Annotated in this window: 15 protein-coding genes; 6 read left to right on the plus strand and 9 right to left on the minus strand. The window is 45.0% G+C overall.

What is annotated here, in order from left to right:
• Positions 1–1539 carry a SpoVR family protein gene (locus AACU59_RS07370; protein WP_094145862.1) on the plus strand — a complete coding sequence of 513 codons (1539 nt, stop codon included), beginning with the start codon at positions 1–3 and terminating at the stop codon, positions 1537–1539.
• Between the two features lie 77 nt (positions 1540–1616).
• On the opposite strand, the gene kdsB is transcribed toward AACU59_RS07370, so the two are convergent.
• From kdsB to AACU59_RS07395, 5 genes are read right to left on the minus strand one after another with little or no spacing between them, the layout of a single operon-like run.
• Positions 1617–2375 (minus strand): 3-deoxy-manno-octulosonate cytidylyltransferase, encoded by a 759-nt coding sequence (kdsB, locus tag AACU59_RS07375; protein WP_094145861.1) that lies wholly within the window; start codon positions 2373–2375, stop codon positions 1617–1619.
• The gene (locus tag AACU59_RS07380) at positions 2375–2554 is read right to left on the minus strand and encodes a Trm112 family protein (protein WP_013856535.1); all 180 of its coding nucleotides are present in this window, start codon (positions 2552–2554) and stop codon (positions 2375–2377) included. The genes kdsB and AACU59_RS07380 overlap by 1 nt, the downstream gene beginning before the upstream one ends.
• Positions 2535–3542: a tetraacyldisaccharide 4'-kinase gene (lpxK, locus tag AACU59_RS07385; protein ID WP_094145860.1), complete on the minus strand. Its 1008-nt coding sequence runs from the start codon at positions 3540–3542 to the stop codon at positions 2535–2537. The genes AACU59_RS07380 and lpxK overlap by 20 nt, the downstream gene beginning before the upstream one ends.
• Positions 3543–3545: 3 nt before the next feature.
• Positions 3546–5294 (minus strand): lipid A ABC transporter ATP-binding protein/permease MsbA, encoded by a 1749-nt coding sequence (msbA, locus tag AACU59_RS07390; protein ID WP_094145859.1) that lies wholly within the window; start codon positions 5292–5294, stop codon positions 3546–3548.
• A 32-nt stretch (positions 5295–5326) separates the two neighbouring features.
• The gene (locus AACU59_RS07395) at positions 5327–7570 is read right to left on the minus strand and encodes a DNA internalization-related competence protein ComEC/Rec2 (protein WP_094145858.1); all 2244 of its coding nucleotides are present in this window, start codon (positions 7568–7570) and stop codon (positions 5327–5329) included.
• Between the two features lie 6 nt (positions 7571–7576).
• Between AACU59_RS07395 and AACU59_RS07400 the strand changes: the two genes are divergently transcribed.
• Positions 7577–8086: a DUF2062 domain-containing protein gene (locus AACU59_RS07400; RefSeq protein ID WP_010319231.1), complete on the plus strand. Its 510-nt coding sequence runs from the start codon at positions 7577–7579 to the stop codon at positions 8084–8086.
• A gap of 153 nt (positions 8087–8239) precedes the next feature.
• On the opposite strand, the gene lolE is transcribed toward AACU59_RS07400, so the two are convergent.
• The 3 genes from lolE to lolC are packed head-to-tail and all read right to left on the minus strand — an operon-like array spanning position 8240 to position 11372.
• The gene (gene lolE / locus AACU59_RS07405) at positions 8240–9484 is read right to left on the minus strand and encodes a lipoprotein-releasing ABC transporter permease subunit LolE (protein ID WP_094145857.1); all 1245 of its coding nucleotides are present in this window, start codon (positions 9482–9484) and stop codon (positions 8240–8242) included.
• Positions 9485–10171, minus strand: coding sequence for a lipoprotein-releasing ABC transporter ATP-binding protein LolD (lolD, locus tag AACU59_RS07410; RefSeq protein ID WP_013856530.1), 687 nt, complete (start codon positions 10169–10171; stop codon positions 9485–9487).
• Positions 10164–11372: a lipoprotein-releasing ABC transporter permease subunit LolC gene (lolC, locus tag AACU59_RS07415; RefSeq protein WP_094125267.1), complete on the minus strand. Its 1209-nt coding sequence runs from the start codon at positions 11370–11372 to the stop codon at positions 10164–10166. The genes lolD and lolC overlap by 8 nt, the downstream gene beginning before the upstream one ends.
• 165 nt (positions 11373–11537) lie before the next feature.
• Between lolC and AACU59_RS07420 the strand changes: the two genes are divergently transcribed.
• From AACU59_RS07420 to AACU59_RS07435, 4 genes are all read left to right on the plus strand, one after another.
• Positions 11538–12107, plus strand: a complete 570-nt coding sequence (locus tag AACU59_RS07420) for a hypothetical protein (RefSeq protein ID WP_017048079.1) — start codon at positions 11538–11540, stop codon at positions 12105–12107.
• An 8-nt stretch (positions 12108–12115) separates the two neighbouring features.
• Entirely contained in the window at positions 12116–15577 is a 3462-nt protein-coding gene (mfd, locus tag AACU59_RS07425; protein ID WP_094145856.1) for a transcription-repair coupling factor, read from the plus strand.
• 28 nt (positions 15578–15605) lie between these two features.
• Entirely contained in the window at positions 15606–16376 is a 771-nt protein-coding gene (locus AACU59_RS07430) for a peptidoglycan binding protein CsiV (RefSeq protein ID WP_094145855.1), read from the plus strand.
• A 420-nt stretch (positions 16377–16796) separates the two neighbouring features.
• Positions 16797–18878, plus strand: a complete 2082-nt coding sequence (locus tag AACU59_RS07435; RefSeq protein WP_094145854.1) for a beta-prism lectin domain-containing protein — start codon at positions 16797–16799, stop codon at positions 18876–18878.
• 113 nt (positions 18879–18991) lie between these two features.
• Here the strand turns inward: AACU59_RS07435 and AACU59_RS07440 are convergent, their stop codons facing one another.
• Positions 18992–20281 (minus strand): NAD(P)/FAD-dependent oxidoreductase, encoded by a 1290-nt coding sequence (locus tag AACU59_RS07440; RefSeq protein WP_026028144.1) that lies wholly within the window; start codon positions 20279–20281, stop codon positions 18992–18994.
• Between the last annotated feature and the right edge of the window lie 284 nt (positions 20282–20565).

Consider the following 20565-nt stretch of genomic DNA (forward strand, 5'->3'; position numbering starts at 1 on the left):
ATGACAACAAAAGCGAAAGGTACTTCAAAACGCAAAAGTAAATTGTTACCAGACGGACCTGACTGGACGTTTGAGCTTTTGGAGAAATACCACACTGAAATACGCCGGGTAGCTGAGTTTTATCGTCTCGATACTTACCCTAATCAAATTGAAATTATTACCTCCGAGCAGATGATGGATGCCTACTCCAGCATTGGCATGCCGATTAATTACAGCCACTGGTCATTTGGCAAAAAATTTATTCAAACGGAACAAGGTTACAAACATGGCCAAATGGGGCTCGCGTATGAGATCGTTATTAACTCAGACCCATGCATTGCCTATTTGATGGAAGAAAATACCGTCACCATGCAAGCCTTAGTGATGGCGCACGCTTGCTATGGACACAACTCGTTTTTCAAAGGCAACTACCTTTTCCAAACTTGGACGGATGCGAGCTCTATCATTGACTATCTCTTGTTTGCCAAAAACTACATTTCAGAATGCGAAGAAAAATATGGCGTACCCGAAGTCGAATCACTCCTCGACTCATGCCACGCGTTAATGAATTATGGTGTTGACCGCTATAAACGACCTGAAAAAATATCGATAGCAGAAGAAAAAGCACGTCAAGAAGAGCGCGAAGCTTATCTACAATCACAAGTTAATGAACTGTGGCGCACCGTACCCAAAGCAAAAACCAAAGAAGAAGATCTTAAAGTTCGTTTTCCAAGTGAGCCACAAGAAAACATTCTTTATTTCATTGAGAAACATGCGCCACTGCTTGAACCATGGCAGCGAGAAATTGTGCGCATTGTGAGGAAAATAAGCCAATATTTTTACCCACAAAAACAGACACAAGTGATGAATGAAGGCTGGGCCACATTCTGGCATTACACTATCTTAAATCATCTTTATGACGAAGGCTTTGTCTCTGATAAATTCATTCTTGAATTTCTACACAGCCACACCAGTGTCGTCGCACAACCTTCTTACAACAGCCCCTATTTTAGTGGCATCAATCCATATGCGCTTGGCTTTGCTATGTTCAGAGATATTAAACGTATTTGTGAAGAACCAACCGATGAAGATAGGGAATGGTTTCCTGAGCTTGCTGGAACAGAATGGTTAGATGCGGTTCATTTTGCTATGCACAACTTCAAGGACGAGAGCTTTATTAGCCAGTATCTCTCACCTAAAGTAATGCGCGATTTCAAGCTGTTTGCCATTCTGGATGACGATCGCAAGAATTTTATTGAAGTGAGTGCCATTCACGATGATATTGGCTATCACGCCATCCGTGAAAAGCTTGCAGCACAGTATAATCTCAGTAATTTAGAACCAAATATTCAAGTCTATAGCGTGGATGTACGTGGTGATCGTTCCCTGACGCTTCAACACGTTCCACACGATAGAATTCCTTTAGATCAAAGCTATCATGAGGTACTAAAACACCTTTACCGCTTATGGGGGTTTGATGTCATTTTGGAAGAACTAAAAGAGAGTGGACGACGTGAAATTCTAGCCGCCTGCCCACAACTCCGTGAAACTCGGATTTAGCAATCAGAGGCCAATACAAAGAGGAAAAGGAGCTAAATAGCTCCTTCTCCTTCGAACTTGGCGTAAATTCAAACAGTTTACGCGTTATGTGAACTAACGAGAGCACGAACCAATTCAAGATCCTCTGGCGTATCTACCCCTGCAGGCGGTGCTTCTTTAGCAACGGCAACGTGAATTTTTTCACCATACCACAGTACTCGAAGCTGCTCTAAACACTCAATTTTCTCAAGTACACTGGGTTGCCAGTTGATATAAGTATTGATGAAACCAGCCCGATAAGCGTAAATACCAATATGGCGTAGCAATGGCTGAATCACCGTTTGGCCACCAGCTGCAAAATTGTCTCTATCCCAAGGAATTGTCGCACGGCTGAAATACAGCGCGTAACCCTCTTGATCTGTTACCACTTTAACCGCGTTAGGGTTAAACACTTCAGCTTGATCAGTAATTTCAACCGCTAAAGTCGCCATCGGCGCGCTACTGTTGGCTAAATTGTTAGCGACCTGCTTGATGATGCTCGGTGGAATGAGTGGCTCGTCACCTTGTACGTTAACAATAATGTGGTGATCGGCAATGCTCATTAATTTCACCACTTCGGCTAAACGCTCAGTACCGGACTCGTGATGTGATGATGTCATACAAACATTACCACCAAACGCATGGACAGCCGCTTCAACACGAGCATCATCAGTAGCAATAACGACCTGCTCAGCTCCCGATTGTAACGCTTGCTCATAAACCCACTGAATCATGGGTTTACCGCCGATATCAGCCAAAGGTTTGCCAGGTAAGCGAGTTGACTGATAACGAGCAGGGATAACAACGGTGAAAGCCATTATCGCCCCTCATCCATCGTCATGCTGCGCGCTTCTGGCTCAAGCAACACAGGAATCCCTTCTTTTATTGGGTAGGCCAAACGATCTAACTTACAAATAAGCTCTTGATTTTCTTTATCATAAGTCAACTTACTTTTACATACAGGGCAAGCTACAATTTCAAGCAGACGGTGATCCATATGACTCCATTACCTCTTTTATTTTGTCCAAAATACGCCTTTCATCTGGCGAACTAAATTGCGCAGAAACGGGAAGATACCACCAGTTTTCTTGTGCAAAGGCCGCACATTTCACTGCGTCTTTTTCTGTCATGATGACGTTTGCTCCATGTTGCGCAAGCGCCTCTAATTCTGAATATTGATACTCTCGGTGATCAGCAAAACCTTGGGTCAATACCGTCTTTGCACCTAAAGCTTCTAATGTATTAAAAAAGCGCGTGGGATAACCAATGCCAGCAAAAGCCACTAATGCAGGTAACTGGCTCACTGGCGCTTGCTGACCTGTCACTAAGTTAACGGCTAAGCTAGGTGAAAGGTGCATAGCCAATTCGCCGTATTGAGCTTGACCACCATTAGTCACAATAAAGTCAACTTCCGCTAACCGAGAGAGTGGCTCTCTTAACGGACCTAAAGGCATGAACTGCCCATTACCGAAGCGACGAACACCGTCCACGACTGCAAATTCGAGATCACGCTCCAATGCATAGTGCTGAAGGCCATCGTCAGTGATGATCACATCAACACCCAACGGAAGCAGGGCTTGCACTGCTTGTGAGCGCTTTGGTGCAACAGCAACCGGAGCCCCCGTGCGCTGGTGAATCAATTTAGGTTCGTCACCGCAGTGAGCGGTTGGCGTATCACTTTGCAGCACTAATGGATAAACCGGAGCCTTACCCCCATACCCACGCGAAACAACTCCTGGTTTGAAGCCTTGTTCTTGTAAAGCTTCCACTAACCATACAACCAACGGTGTTTTACCATTACCACCCGCGGTAATATTACCCACCACCACCACAGGAACAGGAGCTTTATAGCGCTCTTTTTTGTCCGCTTGAAATGCTCGCTTACGTGCTTGACTGACCAACCGAAACAAAACACTCAGTGGCCACAACAGTGGCCACAACAAAAAACACGCTGGGTGATGTCCGAACCAGATTTTTTCAATCACTGATTAGTCACCAAATTGAATTCGATGTAGTTGGGCATACGCCCCATCCTGTGCAATTAACTGAGCATGATGACCACGTTCGATAATTTCACCCTCATCGACCACTAGAATTTCATCGGCTTCTTCAATCGTCGACAAGCGGTGCGCAATGACCAATACCGTTTTATTCTTTTGTAGCTCTTCAAGTGCTGATTGAATCGCTCTCTCAGATTCTGTATCCAACGCAGAAGTCGCCTCATCTAGGATAAGTACGGGTGCATCACGTAATAACGCTCGTGCAATCGCTACTCGTTGACGTTGACCACCCGATAAACTGGCTCCATTCTCACCAATCATGGTATCCAAGCCATCAGGCATGTTATTGATAAACTCCATGGCATGAGCAAGCCTAGCCGCGTGCTCAATTTGCTCACGCGTATACTCATTTTCTGCCGCGTAAGCAATATTATTGGCAATGGTATCGTTGAAGAGGTGAACATTTTGCGAAACTAGCGCAAAGTGGGTGCGCAAGTTCTTCAGTTTATAATCGCGAATATCATGCTCATCTAGATAGATAGCACCTGAATCGACATCATAAAAACGAGTCAAGAGGCTCGCGATAGTACTTTTCCCTGAGCCGGAACGCCCAACAAGCGCGACCGTTTTACCTTGAGGGATCTCAAAACTTACATGAGACAGCGCTGGTTTTTCTTTACCTTGATAAGTAAAGGTCACATCCTGAACTCTAACGTCACCACGTACTTTTTCGGCTTCAAACTGGCCAGTATCGCGCTCGGTTTCTAAATCAATCAGCTCAAATAATGTTTGGCTGGCCGCCATACCACGTTGGAAATCGGAGGTAACACTCGTTAACGCTTTCAGTGGTCGCATCAAGCCAAACATTGCCGAGAACACCACCGTAAAAGTACCTGGTGTTAATTCGGCACGAATAGAATCAACGCTGGCTAAAAACAGCACAGTGACAAGTGCTAAAGAAGCAATCATTTGAATAATAGGGTCAGCAGTGGACTGCGCCGCAACCAGCTTCATTGTTTGTTGACGCATTTGATTGCTGACATGGTCAAAACGTTTACGCTCTACATCTTGTCCACCATAGCTCAGTACGACTTTGTGCCCTTTTAGCATCTGCTCTGCTGAAGAGGTCACATCGCCCATGGTGGTCTGCATCCCTTTTGATATCTTGCGAAAACGTTTAGAGACAATGCCAATCCCCATCGCAACCACTGGCGCAACCACGATTAATACCAAAGATAACTGCCAGCTATTCCAAAACATCAAGGTCAATAGGCCGATGATACTCGCACCTTCGCGAACAATGCTGACCAATGCACGACTGGTCGCCCCAGCCACTTGCTCTGAATCATAGGTGATACGTGATAACAGACCACCCGTGGATTCCCTATCAAAAAAACTGACAGGCATATGCATGAATTGATTGAAGATTTTTCGACGCATCAACATCACAACATTGCCAGAAACCCAGCTCAAGCAGTACGAGGAGACAAAGCCACTTAAACCACGCAGCGCCATCATCCCCAAAATAATAAAAGGCAGCACTCGCAAGAAATCGGATTCCGCATTACCAAATCCTTCATCTAGAAGAGGCTTAAGTAATGACACCATATAGGTGTCAGAGACCGCATTGATAATCAATGCGACAACCGCAACTGCTAGGCCAGATTTATATAGGCGGATATAGGTCCACAGGCGTTTGAAGGTTTGCCAAGTGGTTTCGTCAGTATTGAGTGACATAGAAATGCTTTGTTTTTAAGAAAATATTGCGCTCATTCTACCTCGTTACGGAGCATCTGCCTATACCAAGCCTGAGAGCGAGAGATACGCAAGCTGCTAACTTGATAATTCTGCATGCCAAAAATAACGCTAATTTGCCCTGCTTCACCCGTATCCAACCAGTTTGCTCCATGTTGTTGGTAGCGTTGAACAACCTGTGCAGAAGGTAATTGCCAGCGTCCGCCTTTGGCGAGCGAGGCAATAGCGACTTCAGGGTTCACCTTACTAATCAAAGCAATAGTAGAAGATGTCCTACTACCGTGGTGTGGTACAAGCAGGATATGACTTTGTAAGGATTGCTCTGTTCGCGCAAGTAACCACTCACTCATAGCATCCACATCCCCGGGTAAAAGCACTGAAAAACCGGTATTTTGGTCAAAGATTCGAATCACGCAAGAGTGAGGATTGTAAGCCCGCGCTACAGTTTTAGGTGGCCAGATAACGTCAAAAGAGAGTTGTTGCCACTGCCATTGTTCGCCAGCAATACAAGGTTGGTAACCTGCTATCGTTTGACTAGCACGTTTCCATTTGGGCTGCCAAACACGCTCAACTTCCGCTCTTCCACCTGCATGGTCGTTATCCAAGTGACTCAAAATCAACCCGTCTAATTGCGTAGCTCCCCGTTTGTTTAACACAGGGGCAACCGTAGTTTGGATATGATCGCCACCTTGCCAACTTGCACCAGTATCATAAAGCACGTAGCGTCCTTCTTTTTCGATCAACACCGCCAACCCATGCCCAACATCTAACACATCAATCCGCCAACCCGTTTTTACCGGAATGGTGAGCCAAGAAACCATCACAATTAGGCTGTAAACTGCAAGTGCAAAACGCGAGATCAACGGTGAAAACACAAACAGCAACAGAGCACTGCTCAACAGAACCAAAACAGCCCCAGAAATAGGAAACCAACTGAGGCTTGAATAATGAATTGACCAATCAACTGGAATGAGTAATTTGGCCACCCAATGCCACACCATAGGCGCGCCATCAAAAGTCAAAACCGTACACACTAAAGCCACAAAGATCGCCGGAACCACCACAAAGCTGAACCAAGGAATAAACACTAAGTTATAGAGCGCCGCACTGGTACTGACCCCACCGAAAAAATAAGCGGTTACCGGAAGCATACACAGCACTAACCCAATCTGCATCGTCAATAAACGCCATAAAAAAAATCGATTAGTTTGAGGTAGAGAAAGTTGGTAGAACACAACCGAGACAGCAATAAAGGACATCCAAAAGCTACTGGATAACGCAGCAAAAGGACCGATAAGCAGCACCGCCGATAACGTCATAAGCAGTCGCTGCAACGTATTGATACGGACATTGAGGACAATCATCGCCACATTGAGCAAACACATGATCAGTGCGCGTTGAGTGGGCAAGGTAAAGCCAGCCAACCAAGCATAGCCTAGTGCGCACAAGCTTCCTACGACGAATGGCGACCACCCCATGCGATGATGCAAACGCATCAATACGAGCCCAAGGCTATAACCAAAACCAAACGCGATGCCAATGTGCAGACCAGAAATGGCAACCAAATGAATCAGGCCGCTGTCTCGTAATGCTTGCCACTGTGCTGTTGAAATATCACTGCGCTCACCAAACGTAAGCGCCATTAAAATACCAAGATTGGGATCATCAGCGAGCCAGATTTTGATCTTCTGGTACCATTGTGCTCGCCATTCTGGTAATGATTCAATGCGATAAGACTGTCCATTATTAACCGTTGCACGAGCCACAATACCTTGGCTCAAAGAGTACGCCTCTGCATCAAACCCGGTCTCATTTAACCGACCAAAGATAGGTTTTACTGTGATAGAGAATTCAGCCACGTCACCATACTTCAACGGTAAAGGAGCAATTAATCGCACCTTGGGCCGCAAAAAAATGCCTAAGGTTTGACCATTGATTGATCGAATCGAAATTGTTCCTTCATAACCATGAGTAATTTGTCTAAAAAAGCTGTTAACCTGCCCGTTTATGGTAATATCCGAACCTGTCTGAAAAATAGTGTTGGACTGCTCACGTAATAAGTTCCCGCTGATCACAATGACCACTAAAGCCATTGTTACTCCTGAGAGAAAGCGCAGTCTTCTATAACCGACAGAGAGTATAAGAATGGCGAATAGAGGCATACTCCATTTCCAATCTGGCATCCAAGGCCAATAAGAAGCAGAAATGGCGGTTAGCGAAAACGAAACTAGGGTCCAGTAATTAGATAAGAGAGTCATGTCACGATGCCAAGAAAGTTCATCAAACGTTTTATGCCTAACCATGAAGTGATTAAGCGTCAGAAGGCATTAAAAATTTTTGGCAATGTGCTGTACAACCCCAATTTATGGTGCTTGAACCGCCGCTCAGCAGCAGGCGCCTTCGCCGTAGGTTTGTTCATGGCTTTTGTTCCACTTCCGAGTCAAATGATCATGTCCGCTGGCCTTGCCATTATGTGCGGCGTCAATTTACCGCTCTCTGTAGCCTTGGTCTGGATTAGCAACCCCATCACCATGCCAGTGCTGTTCTACTTCGCCTACAAGCTTGGCGCATGGGTAATGCAAACACCACCACAACCATTTCACTTTGAACTCTCTTGGCATTTTATCATGCAACAAATGAGTACCATTGGTCCGCCATTCCTTTTGGGTTGCATGATGTGCGGAGTGATCTCCGCCATAATCGGCTACTTCGGCATTCACGGTTTATGGCGCTATTCTGTCGTAAGAAGCTGGCAAAAGCGCCAAGCGAGATAAAAGCTTCAAGAGATTGAGACTGGCTATACAACTGAGCATGTAAAACGATGTCGCATGATGTTGAAAAAGGACCAAATGGTCCTTTTTGTTTGCTAAAAACTTTGTTTGCTAAAAATAGCTCAATGTTGATGAACGAAAAAATCCGAGTTGAGATTATTTAGCGCTAAGCACAGACGCTGGGTTCAGTTGACTGGCCCGAGAGGCCGGATACCAAGTAGCTAGTAGGCTCAACACAATCGCCGTGGAAGAGACAAGCACCACATCCGATGGGTTCACTTGTGATGGCAAAAAGTCGACAAAATAGATATCACCAGACAAAAACTGATGGCCGACTAACCGTTCTAATCCTTTGATTAACGCTGTTAAATTCCACGCAATCAACACACCTAACACGCCACCTATCACACTGCCTAATACGCCAGAAAAAACGCCCTGCCAGACAAAAATTCGTTTCACTAATCCATCGGTCGCGCCCATAGTGCGCAAAATGGCGATTTCAGCCGCACGATCTTTTACCGCCATCATAAGTGTTGAAACGATGTTAAAGCTCGCCACACCAATCACCAGCACCATCACCAAATACATAATGGTTCTGACCAGCTGAATATCACGGTACAAAAAGCCAAACTTTTGCTGCCAACTGCGTAGATAAACGTATTGATCAAGCGTATTGCCGACCTCTCTTACAATTTGAGTTGCATTTAATACCTCTGAGACCTTGATAGAAACGCCCGTCACTCGCTCTCCTAATTTGGCGTAAGCTTGTGCATCTGCCAATGGCACTAACGCAAGGCTGTGATCAATTTGACCATTGAGCTCCAAAAGCCCTGAGACCTTGACGCGCACGCGCTTTGGCGCTTGAACTTTAGCGCTCTCATTCGCAGAGGGGATCATCAAAGTGACATAGTCACCGACTGCCGCGCCCAATTTATCCGCCACTCCTTTGCCTAAAATGACCTGTTGCTGACCTGCGACAAAACCTTGCCATGCATCGGAAGAGACAAATTGAGATAAACGCGACACGGCGCGCTCCATTTGCGGATCAATTCCGCGCACCTCAATCGCTTTCAGTTGCGCGCCTTTCTCTGCCAGCGCCGTCAATTTTACATAAGGAGCGGCCGCTTCCACTTTTGGATGCTGCACGGCTTGCTTGACTAATGACGACCAGTTTGCGATGGGTTGTTGAACCCCTTCAAACTCTCCGTGTGCAATGACAGATAACACGCGATTCTGCAGCTCTCTCTCAAAACCATTCATCGCCGACAAACCCACGATGATCACCGCAACGCCCACGGCGATACCAATAATGGAAGAGAGCGAGATAAACGACACCATTTTATTACGCTGCTTTGCCAGGCTAAAACGCCGACCAATCACTAAAGAGAGCGAGGTGAACATCTACGGCGCCTCCACATTAATCAGCAAACCATCTTGCATGTGCATCTGTCTGTCCATTTTTTCAGCAAGTTCGCTATCATGCGTTACCACTAAAAATGCCGTGCCAAACTCTTGATTCATTTGACGCATCAAATCATAAATCGCCAGCGCCGTTTTGTGATCAAGGTTGCCCGTAGGCTCATCGGCTAACACCAAATCGGGTTGATTAACAAGCGCTCGCGCAATCGCTACCCGTTGCCGCTCTCCACCAGAGAGCTCTGAGGGTCGATGAGATAAACGATGTCCCAACCCCACTTTTTCTAACAGTGCTTGCGCGGCCTGTTTAGCACGCGATGCTTTTTGGCCACCAATAAGCAACGGCATGGCAACATTCTCAAGAGCGGTGAAATCGGCTAATAAATGGTGGAACTGGTACACAAAACCCAAATGTTGATTGCGAATGTTCGCTTGTTTATTGGAGCTTAAGCTCGATAAATCCTGACCTAAAAACGACACTGAACCTTCGGTTGCCTCATCCAGTGCACCCAGAATGTGTAATAACGTACTTTTCCCAGATCCAGAAGTCCCAATAATTGAGACTAACTCCCCCGCTTGAATGCCAAAACTGACGCCTTTTAGCACTTGAGTCCGTAGCTCCCCTTCTTGGTAGGTTTTGCATACGTTATGGCATTGTAAAAGGTTATTCATATCTTAAAGCCTCGGCAGGTTTTACGGATGACGCGCGGTAGGAAGGAAACAGTGTCGCGAATAAGCTGAGCGTGATGGCCGCTATCACCACCAACATAATTTGCATGGGGTTAATCACTACGGGCAGCGTTCCCCCCACAGAGAACAGCGCAACCCCCATGCTTTCTAATAATCCATTGAGGTTATTGGCAAGCAATACGCCTAACACACCACCGACAAGCGCACCAATCACTCCACTACTCGCGCCTTGAACCATAAAAATGGCCAGTACTTGTTGATCTGTCATGCCTTGCGTTTTCAAAATCGCGACCTCAGCTTGTTTTTCCATCACCACCATGATCAACGCGGAAATGATATTGAAAGCCGCCACGCCCACAATCAACCCAAGCATCAAACCCATCATATTTTTTTCCATGCGAACAGCTTGGAACAACTCGCCACGCTGATCTCGCCAGTCACTCCATTGCCATCCCTTAGGCAAAGGTGCGCTAGCTAGGTCTGCGACCACAAAAGGATCATCAAAAAAGAGCCGCCATCCCGACACAGTATTTGATGGTAAACGAAGCAATCGCGCTGCATCTTTGATGTGCGTCAGCATCAGCTGTCCATCCACATCAGACCCCGTATTGAAGATGCCTGCGACTGTAAAATTACGCTGCGCAGGAATACGACCTAAGGGGGTAAATTGGCTAGCTGAAGTGACCATCAAACGCACTTTATCGCCAATTGTCACGTTGAGCGCCCGCGCCAATGAATGGCCAAGGAAGAGTTGATATTCGCCCGGCTTGAGCGCACTCACTTGACCCGCAATCAAGTGCGCCGCAATCGGATCATTTTGATTAGGTTCAATTCCCACCAACAAGCCTGCGGCCAGTTGCGATGAGCTTTGAACAACCGCTTCACTGCGTACAATCGGTTCAGCCGCTCTGGCGCTAGAGAGCTGGCTAATGAATTGAGGCACATCTTGCGTGAGCAAAGTGCGATCGCCATTTTGCGAAACTACAGCCTGAGGCAACACACCTAGAATTCTATTTTTGAGCTGGGATTCAAAACCATTCATGACCGAAAGCACCGTCACCAGTGACATCACGCCAATGGTTATCCCCGCCGTAGACATATAAGAGACAAATCGACTGAATCTATCACCGGATCGCCCACGTAAATAACGCAAGCCGATGAACGCCGAAATAGGATGAAACATAAGAAAAACCGCCTGAAAGTGATGCTCAGTACTGTAACGAGAAACGGTGGAAGGTTGTAGCTTTAATTTGCCAAAAATCGGTTAAATAGACTCGATAACAAGGACATACCTTGATTAGTTCGCCGGTATGACGATAATCAACAAAGCGATGAGAAGGATGCCTTTATGACCGAGCAAGAATTTTTTACGGTTCACTATGGACTGACAACCAATATTGAACTTTTAGACAGCACATTTATGCTACCTTCCCAATCAATATTTGAAGCGGAGATTCCTGCCCCATTTATTGTGGCCAGTGAGTTTAGCCAGTTGGATGCACTCACCGAAAGTGCACGACTAGAACTGAAAAATAGTGATTTCAAGCACGTCGTTCAGTTACTTGATACTCAAAATTCGAAATTGAATTTGTTGCTGACCTTTATGTTATCACAGCAAGATGAGCCACATTCACGCTTCATCACCAGCACATTTGGGGCCAGTCGCTTCTCTCTTCGTTATCCAAACGCACTAGAGATTGGTACCCAAGCCCGCTGTAAACTGTTTTTGGACCACCCTGCAGCCGCTATTTATTGCTATAGTTCGGTGATTGATTGCCAAGCGGACGAGCAACACTATCTCATCACGATGAAATACGATTTACTGCGAGATACTGACCAAGATCTCTTGATTAAAGCCGCACTGTACCAGCAGCAAAAATTGCTGCGTCAACGCTCTTTAGACCGAAATAAACCATAAGCGTTCTCATGACTACACACTCTTTACTGACTCTGATTAAACCTGCTGGCGCGGGCGACAAAAAACACATTGGTAACCTACGTGGTGCAAGCCTTGCATTGGCAATTGCAGAGCTGGCCAACCAGCATAATAGCCACACTTTACTGGCTGTACCTGATCCTCAAACCGCCTTAAAGCTGCAGCACGAAATTGAGCAGTTTAGTGACGCCGAAGTGGCGCTGTTTCCTGATTGGGAAACTTTGCCTTATGATAGTTTTTCGCCTCATCAAGAGATCATTTCTGATCGCATCGCGCGCCTATATCAATTACCGAGCTTGAAAACAGGCATTACCATTGTGCCAGTGAGCACCATATTGCAGCGTCAGACGCCGCGAGAATTTCTGCTACAGCATACCCTGATGGTTAAAACTGACGACCAGTTTTCCTTAGATAAACTGCGTCTTCAGCTGGAAAAATCGGGCTATCGTCATGTTGATCAAGTGTTTGGCCCAGGCGAGTACGCCAGCCGAGGTTCGATTCTTGATTTATTTCCAATGGGCAGCAGCGATCCTTATCGCATTGATTTTTTTGATGATGAAATCGACACCATACGCACCTTCGATCCTGAGAATCAACGCTCAATTGAAGAGATCAGTGAGATACGCTTGCTACCTGCTCATGAATTTCCCACCACAGAAAGTGCAATTGAAGATTTTCGCACCCGCTGGCGTCAACGATTTGAAGCACGTCGTGAACCAGAATCTGTCTATATGCAAGTCTCAAAGGGGATTTGGCCAGCCGGTATTGAATACTGGCAACCGCTATTTTTTGAACACACCGAAACCTTGTTCGATTATATCGCGCCAGAAAGCCAACTAATTGTCGTAGGAAATATCGAAACAGCGATTGACCAGTTTTTAACCGACGTCGAATATCGTTACCAGCAGCGTAAAGTTGACCCTCTTCGCCCGTTACTGCCGCCTCATGAATTGTGGCTTAAAAAAGATGAGCTTTTCAGTCTTTTCAAAAACGTGGCTCAGCTCCAACTCAGTGTAGAACCGATTTCAGAAAAGCAAGGGCGGATCAATTTAACGGTCAGTGCATTACCCGACTTGGCGGTCATGCATCAAAATAAAGAGCCTTTAGCCGCCATCCGGCAATTTAGTGAAAGTTTCACTGGGAAAATCATTTTTTCCGTCGAATCAGAAGGCCGTCGCGAAGCATTACTAGAGCTATTGCAACGCGTAAAACTGCGCCCTATCGAAAAAGAAACCTTCCAGCAAGCGTGCCAAGCAAAAGAAAAACAATGTCTCGTATTAGGGGCATCTGAGCACGGCTTTATCGATAACAATGCTAACTTAGCGTTCATCTGCGAAAGTGATTTACTCGGTGACCGTGTCATTCTTCGCCGTAAGAAAGATCGTAAAGTCACCAATAGTGACGCTGTCATTCGTAACTTAGCCGAACTCAAACCAGGGCAACCCGTTGTTCATATTGATCATGGTATCGGCCGTTATCTCGGGTTACAGACGCTTGAAGCGGGTGGCATGATGACCGAATACGTCACCCTTGAGTATCAAAACGAAGCCAAACTTTATGTCCCTGTCGCTTCATTGAATCTCATTAGTCGTTACTCTGGCGGAGCGGAAGAAAGCGCACCATTGCATAAACTCGGGGGTGAAGCATGGACCAAGGCACGACGAAAAGCGGCCGAAAAAGTCCGTGATGTTGCTGCGGAACTACTGGATGTTTACGCCAAGCGAGAGCTCAAACCAGGCTATAAGTTCGCTCTGGATCGTGGTCAATACGCGACCTTTAAAGCAGGTTTTCCATTTGAAGAAACCGATGATCAAAATACAGCTATCAACGCCGTGCTATCGGACATGTGTCAGAAAAAAGCGATGGACCGATTAGTGTGTGGTGACGTTGGATTTGGCAAAACAGAAGTCGCCATGCGCGCCGCCTTTGTTTGCACCGACAACAATAAACAAGTGGCTGTATTAGTGCCGACAACCTTACTCGCGCAGCAGCATTTTGAGAACTTTCGAGACCGATTCGCTAACCTGCCGATCCGTGTCGAAGTTTTATCACGCTTCAAATCAGCGAAAGAGCAAAAGCAGATACTACAAGATGTCGCCGACGGCAAAGTCGACATTTTGGTTGGCACGCATAAACTGCTTTCCAGCGAGCTAAAATTTAGCGATCTTGGTCTTTTGATCGTTGATGAAGAACACCGTTTTGGCGTTCGCCAAAAAGAAAAAGTGAAAGCGATGCGTGCTGATGTTGATATTCTCACGCTAACGGCAACGCCGATTCCGCGCACGTTAAACATGGCGATGAGCGGAATGCGCGATCTATCGATTATCGCCACACCACCCGCACGACGATTAGCCATCAAAACCTTTGTACGCCAACATGATGACAATACGATTCGAGAGGCCGTATTACGTGAAATCATGCGCGGTGGACAGGTTTATTTTCTACATAACCAAGTAGAAACTATCGACAAAGTGGCCGCCGATTTAGAAAAACTGGTCCCTGAAGCCCGAATTACCGTCGCCCATGGACAAATGCGTGAACGTGAGCTGGAGAAAGTGATGAACGACTTTTATCACCAACGATTCAATGTATTGGTTTGCACAACCATCATTGAAACCGGGATTGATGTCCCAACCGCGAACACCATCATTATGGACCGAGCAGATAACCTTGGCTTAGCGCAACTACACCAACTTCGTGGCCGAGTAGGACGTTCTCACCATCAAGCTTATGCTTACTTACTCACTCCACATCCTAAAGCCATCACTAAAGATGCCGTGAAACGTTTAGAAGCGATTGCATCTCTTGAAGATCTTGGGGCTGGTTTTACTCTAGCAACGCACGATTTAGAAATCCGTGGAGCGGGTGAATTATTAGGCGATGAACAGAGCGGTCAGATCCAATCGATTGGTTTTACTCTCTATATGGAGATGCTAGAGCAAGCGGTTGAAGCATTAAAAAATGGCAGAGAACCTTCTCTTGACGATTTGCTTCGTGAACAAACCGAAGTGGAAATGCGTTTGCCAGCGCTATTACCCGATGATTACATTCCTGATGTAAATACTCGCCTCTCCATGTATAAACAGATAGCGAGTGTCGCTAGCCGAGATGAGCTCGCCGAGCTCAAAGTCGAGTTGATTGATCGCTTTGGTAAATTACCTGATGCTGCAAATAACTTACTCGGCGTTGCTGAAGTCAAAATTGATGCTGCACGTATAAAAGTGAAGAAAATCGAAGCGCATGAAAAAGGCGGCTACATTGAGTTCTATCCAGATGCTGACATTAATCCCGTCTTTTTGGTTAGACTTCTGCAATCACAACCGAAAAAATTTGCAATGGAAGGGCCAACTAAGTTTAAGTTTGCTGTACCATTAGCTGATAGACGTGAACGAATTCAATTTGTGTCGAGTATGCTCAGCGAATTCCAACAAAACCTGATGCCTAGAGCATAAATTACGCACAAAAAATGATGGAGCCATAATGAAAAAACTGATCCCACTCCTACTTTTGCTTATTTCGATGCCAAGTCTGGCACAACGGCAATTTGACATAGAAGTGATCATTTTTAAGCGTGCAATTGATGCAGAGAAGGTCAGTGAGTCGTGGCCTAACTCATTGCCTGAAATCAATATTCAACGCGCGGGCAGTTTTAGTGACTTAAACTATCGCCAAGAAAAAGGCGTGAAAATGCTGCCTTTTTCCGACTACCAACTTAACGATCAAGCACAAAAACTGAAAAACCACGCCGGCTTTGAAGTGCTATTGCATACGGCTTGGCGTCAAGGCGATCAAGGCAGAGCTTCCGCACCGATTTTCCATATTCAAGCGGGTAAAGATTACTCCGCTAAATTCAATACTGACGGCAGTGAAAAAGTGGCCGTACTAGAAGAATCGCCAGTAAACGGTGTGCTAGAACAAAGCATCGCGAGTCCCCTTTACGAACTCGACGGTAAATTGCAAATCTATGTGCAGCACTATCTTTATGCTGAAACCACGCTCGACCTTAAAGCCCCGAGTGTGCGAGAAATCGTGCTCCAAAGTAAACCATTAGAGTTAGACATTACACCTGAAGAGCAAAATGCCGAGGTTCAACTTGGAAACCTAGAAGCTATCTCCCCAACAGTGGAAAAGGAAGAGTTTTTAAAGAGCTATCGGATGGACCAAAAACGCCGTATGCGCAGCAACGAAACCCACTATCTAGACCATCCATTAATGGGAATGATCATTCAAATTCGCCGCGTTGCAGAATAAAGCCTAACAAAGCGCCCTGCCTGGGCGTTTCTTCTTTTATTCATCTCTCATACAGTTTAGCTCACTGATTTCATATCCTTAAAGGTTAGAGCTATTCTGTTATTAACCATTCCAATAACACAACCATCTATGACCGTTCGCTGACCACCTGCAGGCCATTCCAATGGTTTGGGTACGTGATCTTCTAAAAGTTAAACTGGTAATGTATTTCACTAATGAGCGTTTCATTTTTAAGACCTCTCATTTATGAGAACCATATTGGATTGAATACCTTTAATTAAGCCTTGATAATCTCTCCTAACTTATGTTGTGCAATATTCAATCCAGATCTTGAAAAATTTCCGTAAAGCATGGCACTGGTTAACAACATTAATTTAAATCCGAATTTACACAAACATACATACTGAGAGATGTTACCTGATGACTTCTAAATTTTCGTTATGTGCGGCCGGGCTACTGTCAATAGGCAGTATCACAGCAAGTAACATTGCAATCGCATCAAACCACCATCATCACAATCCTAGTGAGATAAAAACACAATTAAAATGGTCTTGGGAAGGCAGTTCATTTCAACCTGAGTTTAACCAAGTCATGGCGGCACCTATCGTTGCTCAGTTAAATGATGATAATGGTGACGGAAAAATCGACGAGAATGATATCGCTGATATTATCGTTGTTACTTTTGAAGGTAACAAATATGCGAAAGGGGGAATAATTAGAGCCCTGAGTGGCGTTGATGGTTCTGAACTTTGGTCATACAATAATGGTGGTGTTATAGCCGATGCTCGCTATTCCCCTGCTATAGCTGATCTTGATGGAGATGGCTTGGTAGAGATTGTTAGCACGAGTCTAGATAGCAAATTCATCAACATCCTTGATGTTAACGGAAATATTAAAAAGCAGATTACTAAAACCAAAACTGGTGGTGGCGCATCAGGAAATATCGCATTAAGCGACCTCAACAACGACTCTTCTGTTGAGATCTTATCGGCTGATGGTGTCTATAACTACGATACTGGGCTATTATTCACCTACGATTGGTCTCCATCACCTATAAGCTTGGATGTGGATGGTGATGGCATACAAGAAGTGTTCTCAAATGGCTCTCTTTATCAAAGTAATGGCGCATTTACTTGGCAGCATCCTACAAACGACCACATTTGGTTCTCAGCCGTTGCTAACTTGGATAATGATAACAAACCTGAGATCATTATCTCAGTACCAGCGTCACTCTCAGCATCACAAAATAGCTCTTTTGCTGTATTAGAAAGTGATGGAAGTGTGAAATGGGAAATTACTAATACTGAAAATCCAGGTGGTGGTGCTCAAGCTATTTCAAACTTCCTAGGCAAAGCTACAACCTCTACCAATGAAATCGATAAGTCCCCTGTTTATGGATATACCCATCTACATCACAGCCATCCAGTGAAAATAGCAGATGACAACCAACTTAAAATCCGCTCAGGAGATCTGATTGATGCTATTGGATCAACAGCTAGTAATATGGTGGGTGGTCAAGGCGGTTCACTGCATACTATTGATACAAGCAAAGTCCGCTCTATCGATGTAACCTACGGCAAATATAAAACGTGGTGGACATATGGCGTACTCGAGATGGAATTCACTCTCAATGATGGTTCGAAAATAACGTTAGGTTCAAAAGATTCAGCCTTTAAATACCCGGCATTAGAGTGGCGAACCAAAGAAGTTCCATATCTTGGATTGGAGTGGAGAACAAAACAAGTTTCTTACTGGTTCTTTGGCTGGCATACCAAAACAGTTTCTTACCTAGCTCCTGTTTGGAAAACTAAAACGATTCCTTATGCTGTTCCTGTCATGAAGAGCAAAGCAACCACTGAACGATATACAGTCCCAAGCAATACCCAACTGGTAGGCTTAAATGTGTGGAGTAAACCAAAGCCTATCTTCACCTTCAAAAAGCATGTGAATGCTGTACAGTTTATTGTGGGTGAAAAAATCAACAACAACATACAGAATATGGGTATCGTATACGCTGGTTACTATGCTGTTGACATGTACAATGCGCAAGGCGGTAAGGTTTGGTCTGTGAAAAATGATGACTCTAATAGTGGAAAAATTGGTGTCTCTGCTTATGACTTCACTGGTGATGGCATTGATGAAGTTATCGTACAGGACTTCCTAAGAGTTCGAATCCTCGATGGGCGTACTGGTGCTGTATTAGCAACGATTGCAAACTCATCTGACACCTTGTGGGAATACCCTGTTGTGGCGGATCTAGAAGGCAATAACAATGCATCGCTTATTGTCGTAGCAAATGACTATGCTCCAGAAAGAGCTATCAACCATGGTGTTTATGTTTACCAGTCAGCCGATGCTGATAAACCATGGAAAAATGCAACGAGAATTTGGAACCAACATTCGTTCCATTTCTCAAACATTAACCAAGATGGCTCAGTACCAACCAATGCTCAGCCTAGTTGGCTAACACATAACACTTATCGCTCAAGTACCATTAAATAACTTGAATTTGATATAACCACCACTACCGTCCAAGGCGGTGGTGGTGGGATGACAAAAAAAGCCTCGCCTTTTAACAAAGGCGAGGCTTTTTTATGGCCAGTACGCTGGGAATATTAGTGAAGCTTTAAGTTTGGACGCAACACACGATTAATACGGCCAACTAACATCATCAACCCTGTTTTGAACATACCGTGCAGCGCCATTTGGTGCATGCGATACAAAGAAATGTACACGACTCGCGCAATACGACCTTCAACCATCATCGAGCCTTTGGTTAAATTACCCATTAAGCTACCAACGGTAGAAAAACGACTTAATGAAACCAACGAACCGTGATCTTTATAAACATACGGTTTGAGCTCACGCCCGTTAAGCTTAGCAACAATATTCTTGAACGCTTGGCTTGCCATTTGGTGCGCTGCTTGTGCACGAGGTGGCACAAATGAACCATCGGCTTGTGTACATTGTGCTAAATCACCGATCACAAAAATATCGTCATCTCTTGTGGTTTGTAAGGTGTTTTTTACCACTAACTGATTAATGCGGTTTGTTTCCAAACCAGCAATCTCTTTCATAAAATCCGGTGCTTTGATGCCAGCAGCCCACACCATGATCTGAGCGGGAATCTTTTCGCCATCTTTAGTTGTTAGGCCATCCTTATCTGCTCGCGTGACCATAGTCGCAGTACGAACGTTGACACCTAATTTCGTTAATTCGCTGTGTGCAGCACTAGAAATGCGAGGTGGAAGAGCGGGTAGAATACGCTCACCCGCTTCCACAAGGTTGACATTCAGTTTGCTTGAATCAAGATCGCCAAAACCATAAGTTCGCAGCTCTTTTACTGCATTATGTAGCTCAGCAGATAATTCAACACCCGTTGCACCTGCGCCAACAATCGCAATATCAACTGTACCGTTACCATTTTTCGCATGAAGTTTTAGAAACTCATTATTCATTTCAGTACGAAAACGATTTGCCTGTTCAGGGCTATCAAGGAAGATACAATGCTCACGAACTCCTGGAGTATTGAAGTCGTTAGACGTTGAACCGATTGCCAACACCAAAATGTCATATTCAAGCTCACGACTTGGCATTAACAATTCACCATGCTCATCTTGCAATTCACTAAGAACAATCACTTTGCGTTCACGATCGATATCAGCAAGACTACCCATTTGGAAATCAAAACGATGATTTTTTGCGTGAGCGCGATAGCTTAGCGCATCCACTCCTTCATCTAATGAACCCGTTGCCACTTCATGCAATAACGGTTTCCATAAGTGGCTTGCTTTACGATCCACTAATGTGATTTCTGCGCGATTTTTACGGCCAAGAGTGCGACCAAGTTTAGTCGCGAGCTCTAAACCACCCGCGCCACCACCGACTACGATAATTCGTGTCACAACAATAATCCTCAAAAAGAAATAAACATGATTCAGCGTGAAATCTCACACTGAAGGAATTCTCAGTAATGCGCTTGCTTCAGATAAATCTTGTTCAGCAAATGAAGCTATCTTCGCAGCACGTTTCATTAGGATAAATGCATGTAACTACACACAAATTAGGCAAATTTAAGACTTGCTCTCAATTTTTTTGATATTTATCAAAATATTTATAATTTAATCATTATATAGAGCAAAACTCATGGTGCAACCAAAGAATTCCTCTATTTCACTACGAGATATAG

The organism is Vibrio sp. V23_P3S9T160 (assembly GCF_963886625.1).
Taxonomy (GTDB): Bacteria; Pseudomonadota; Gammaproteobacteria; order Enterobacterales; family Vibrionaceae; genus Vibrio; species Vibrio anguillarum.

Excerpts from the sequence above, each read along its gene's own strand:
- AACU59_RS07370 (WP_094145862.1), top strand. The coding sequence starts at position 1 with ATGACAACAAAAGCGAAAGGTACTTCAAAACGCAAAAGTAAATTGTTA.
- kdsB (WP_094145861.1), bottom strand. The coding sequence starts at position 2,375 with ATGGCTTTCACCGTTGTTATCCCTGCTCGTTATCAGTCAACTCGCTTA.
- AACU59_RS07380 (WP_013856535.1), bottom strand. The coding sequence starts at position 2,554 with ATGGATCACCGTCTGCTTGAAATTGTAGCTTGCCCTGTATGTAAAAGT.
- msbA (WP_094145859.1), bottom strand. The coding sequence starts at position 5,294 with ATGTCACTCAATACTGACGAAACCACTTGGCAAACCTTCAAACGCCTG.
- AACU59_RS07395 (WP_094145858.1), bottom strand. The coding sequence starts at position 7,570 with ATGACTCTCTTATCTAATTACTGGACCCTAGTTTCGTTTTCGCTAACC.
- AACU59_RS07400 (WP_010319231.1), top strand. The coding sequence starts at position 7,577 with ATGCCAAGAAAGTTCATCAAACGTTTTATGCCTAACCATGAAGTGATT.
- lolE (WP_094145857.1), bottom strand. The coding sequence starts at position 9,484 with ATGTTCACCTCGCTCTCTTTAGTGATTGGTCGGCGTTTTAGCCTGGCA.
- lolD (WP_013856530.1), bottom strand. The coding sequence starts at position 10,171 with ATGAATAACCTTTTACAATGCCATAACGTATGCAAAACCTACCAAGAA.
- lolC (WP_094125267.1), bottom strand. The coding sequence starts at position 11,372 with ATGTTTCATCCTATTTCGGCGTTCATCGGCTTGCGTTATTTACGTGGG.
- AACU59_RS07420 (WP_017048079.1), top strand. The coding sequence starts at position 11,538 with ATGACCGAGCAAGAATTTTTTACGGTTCACTATGGACTGACAACCAAT.
- mfd (WP_094145856.1), top strand. The coding sequence starts at position 12,116 with ATGACTACACACTCTTTACTGACTCTGATTAAACCTGCTGGCGCGGGC.
- AACU59_RS07430 (WP_094145855.1), top strand. The coding sequence starts at position 15,606 with ATGAAAAAACTGATCCCACTCCTACTTTTGCTTATTTCGATGCCAAGT.
- AACU59_RS07435 (WP_094145854.1), top strand. The coding sequence starts at position 16,797 with ATGACTTCTAAATTTTCGTTATGTGCGGCCGGGCTACTGTCAATAGGC.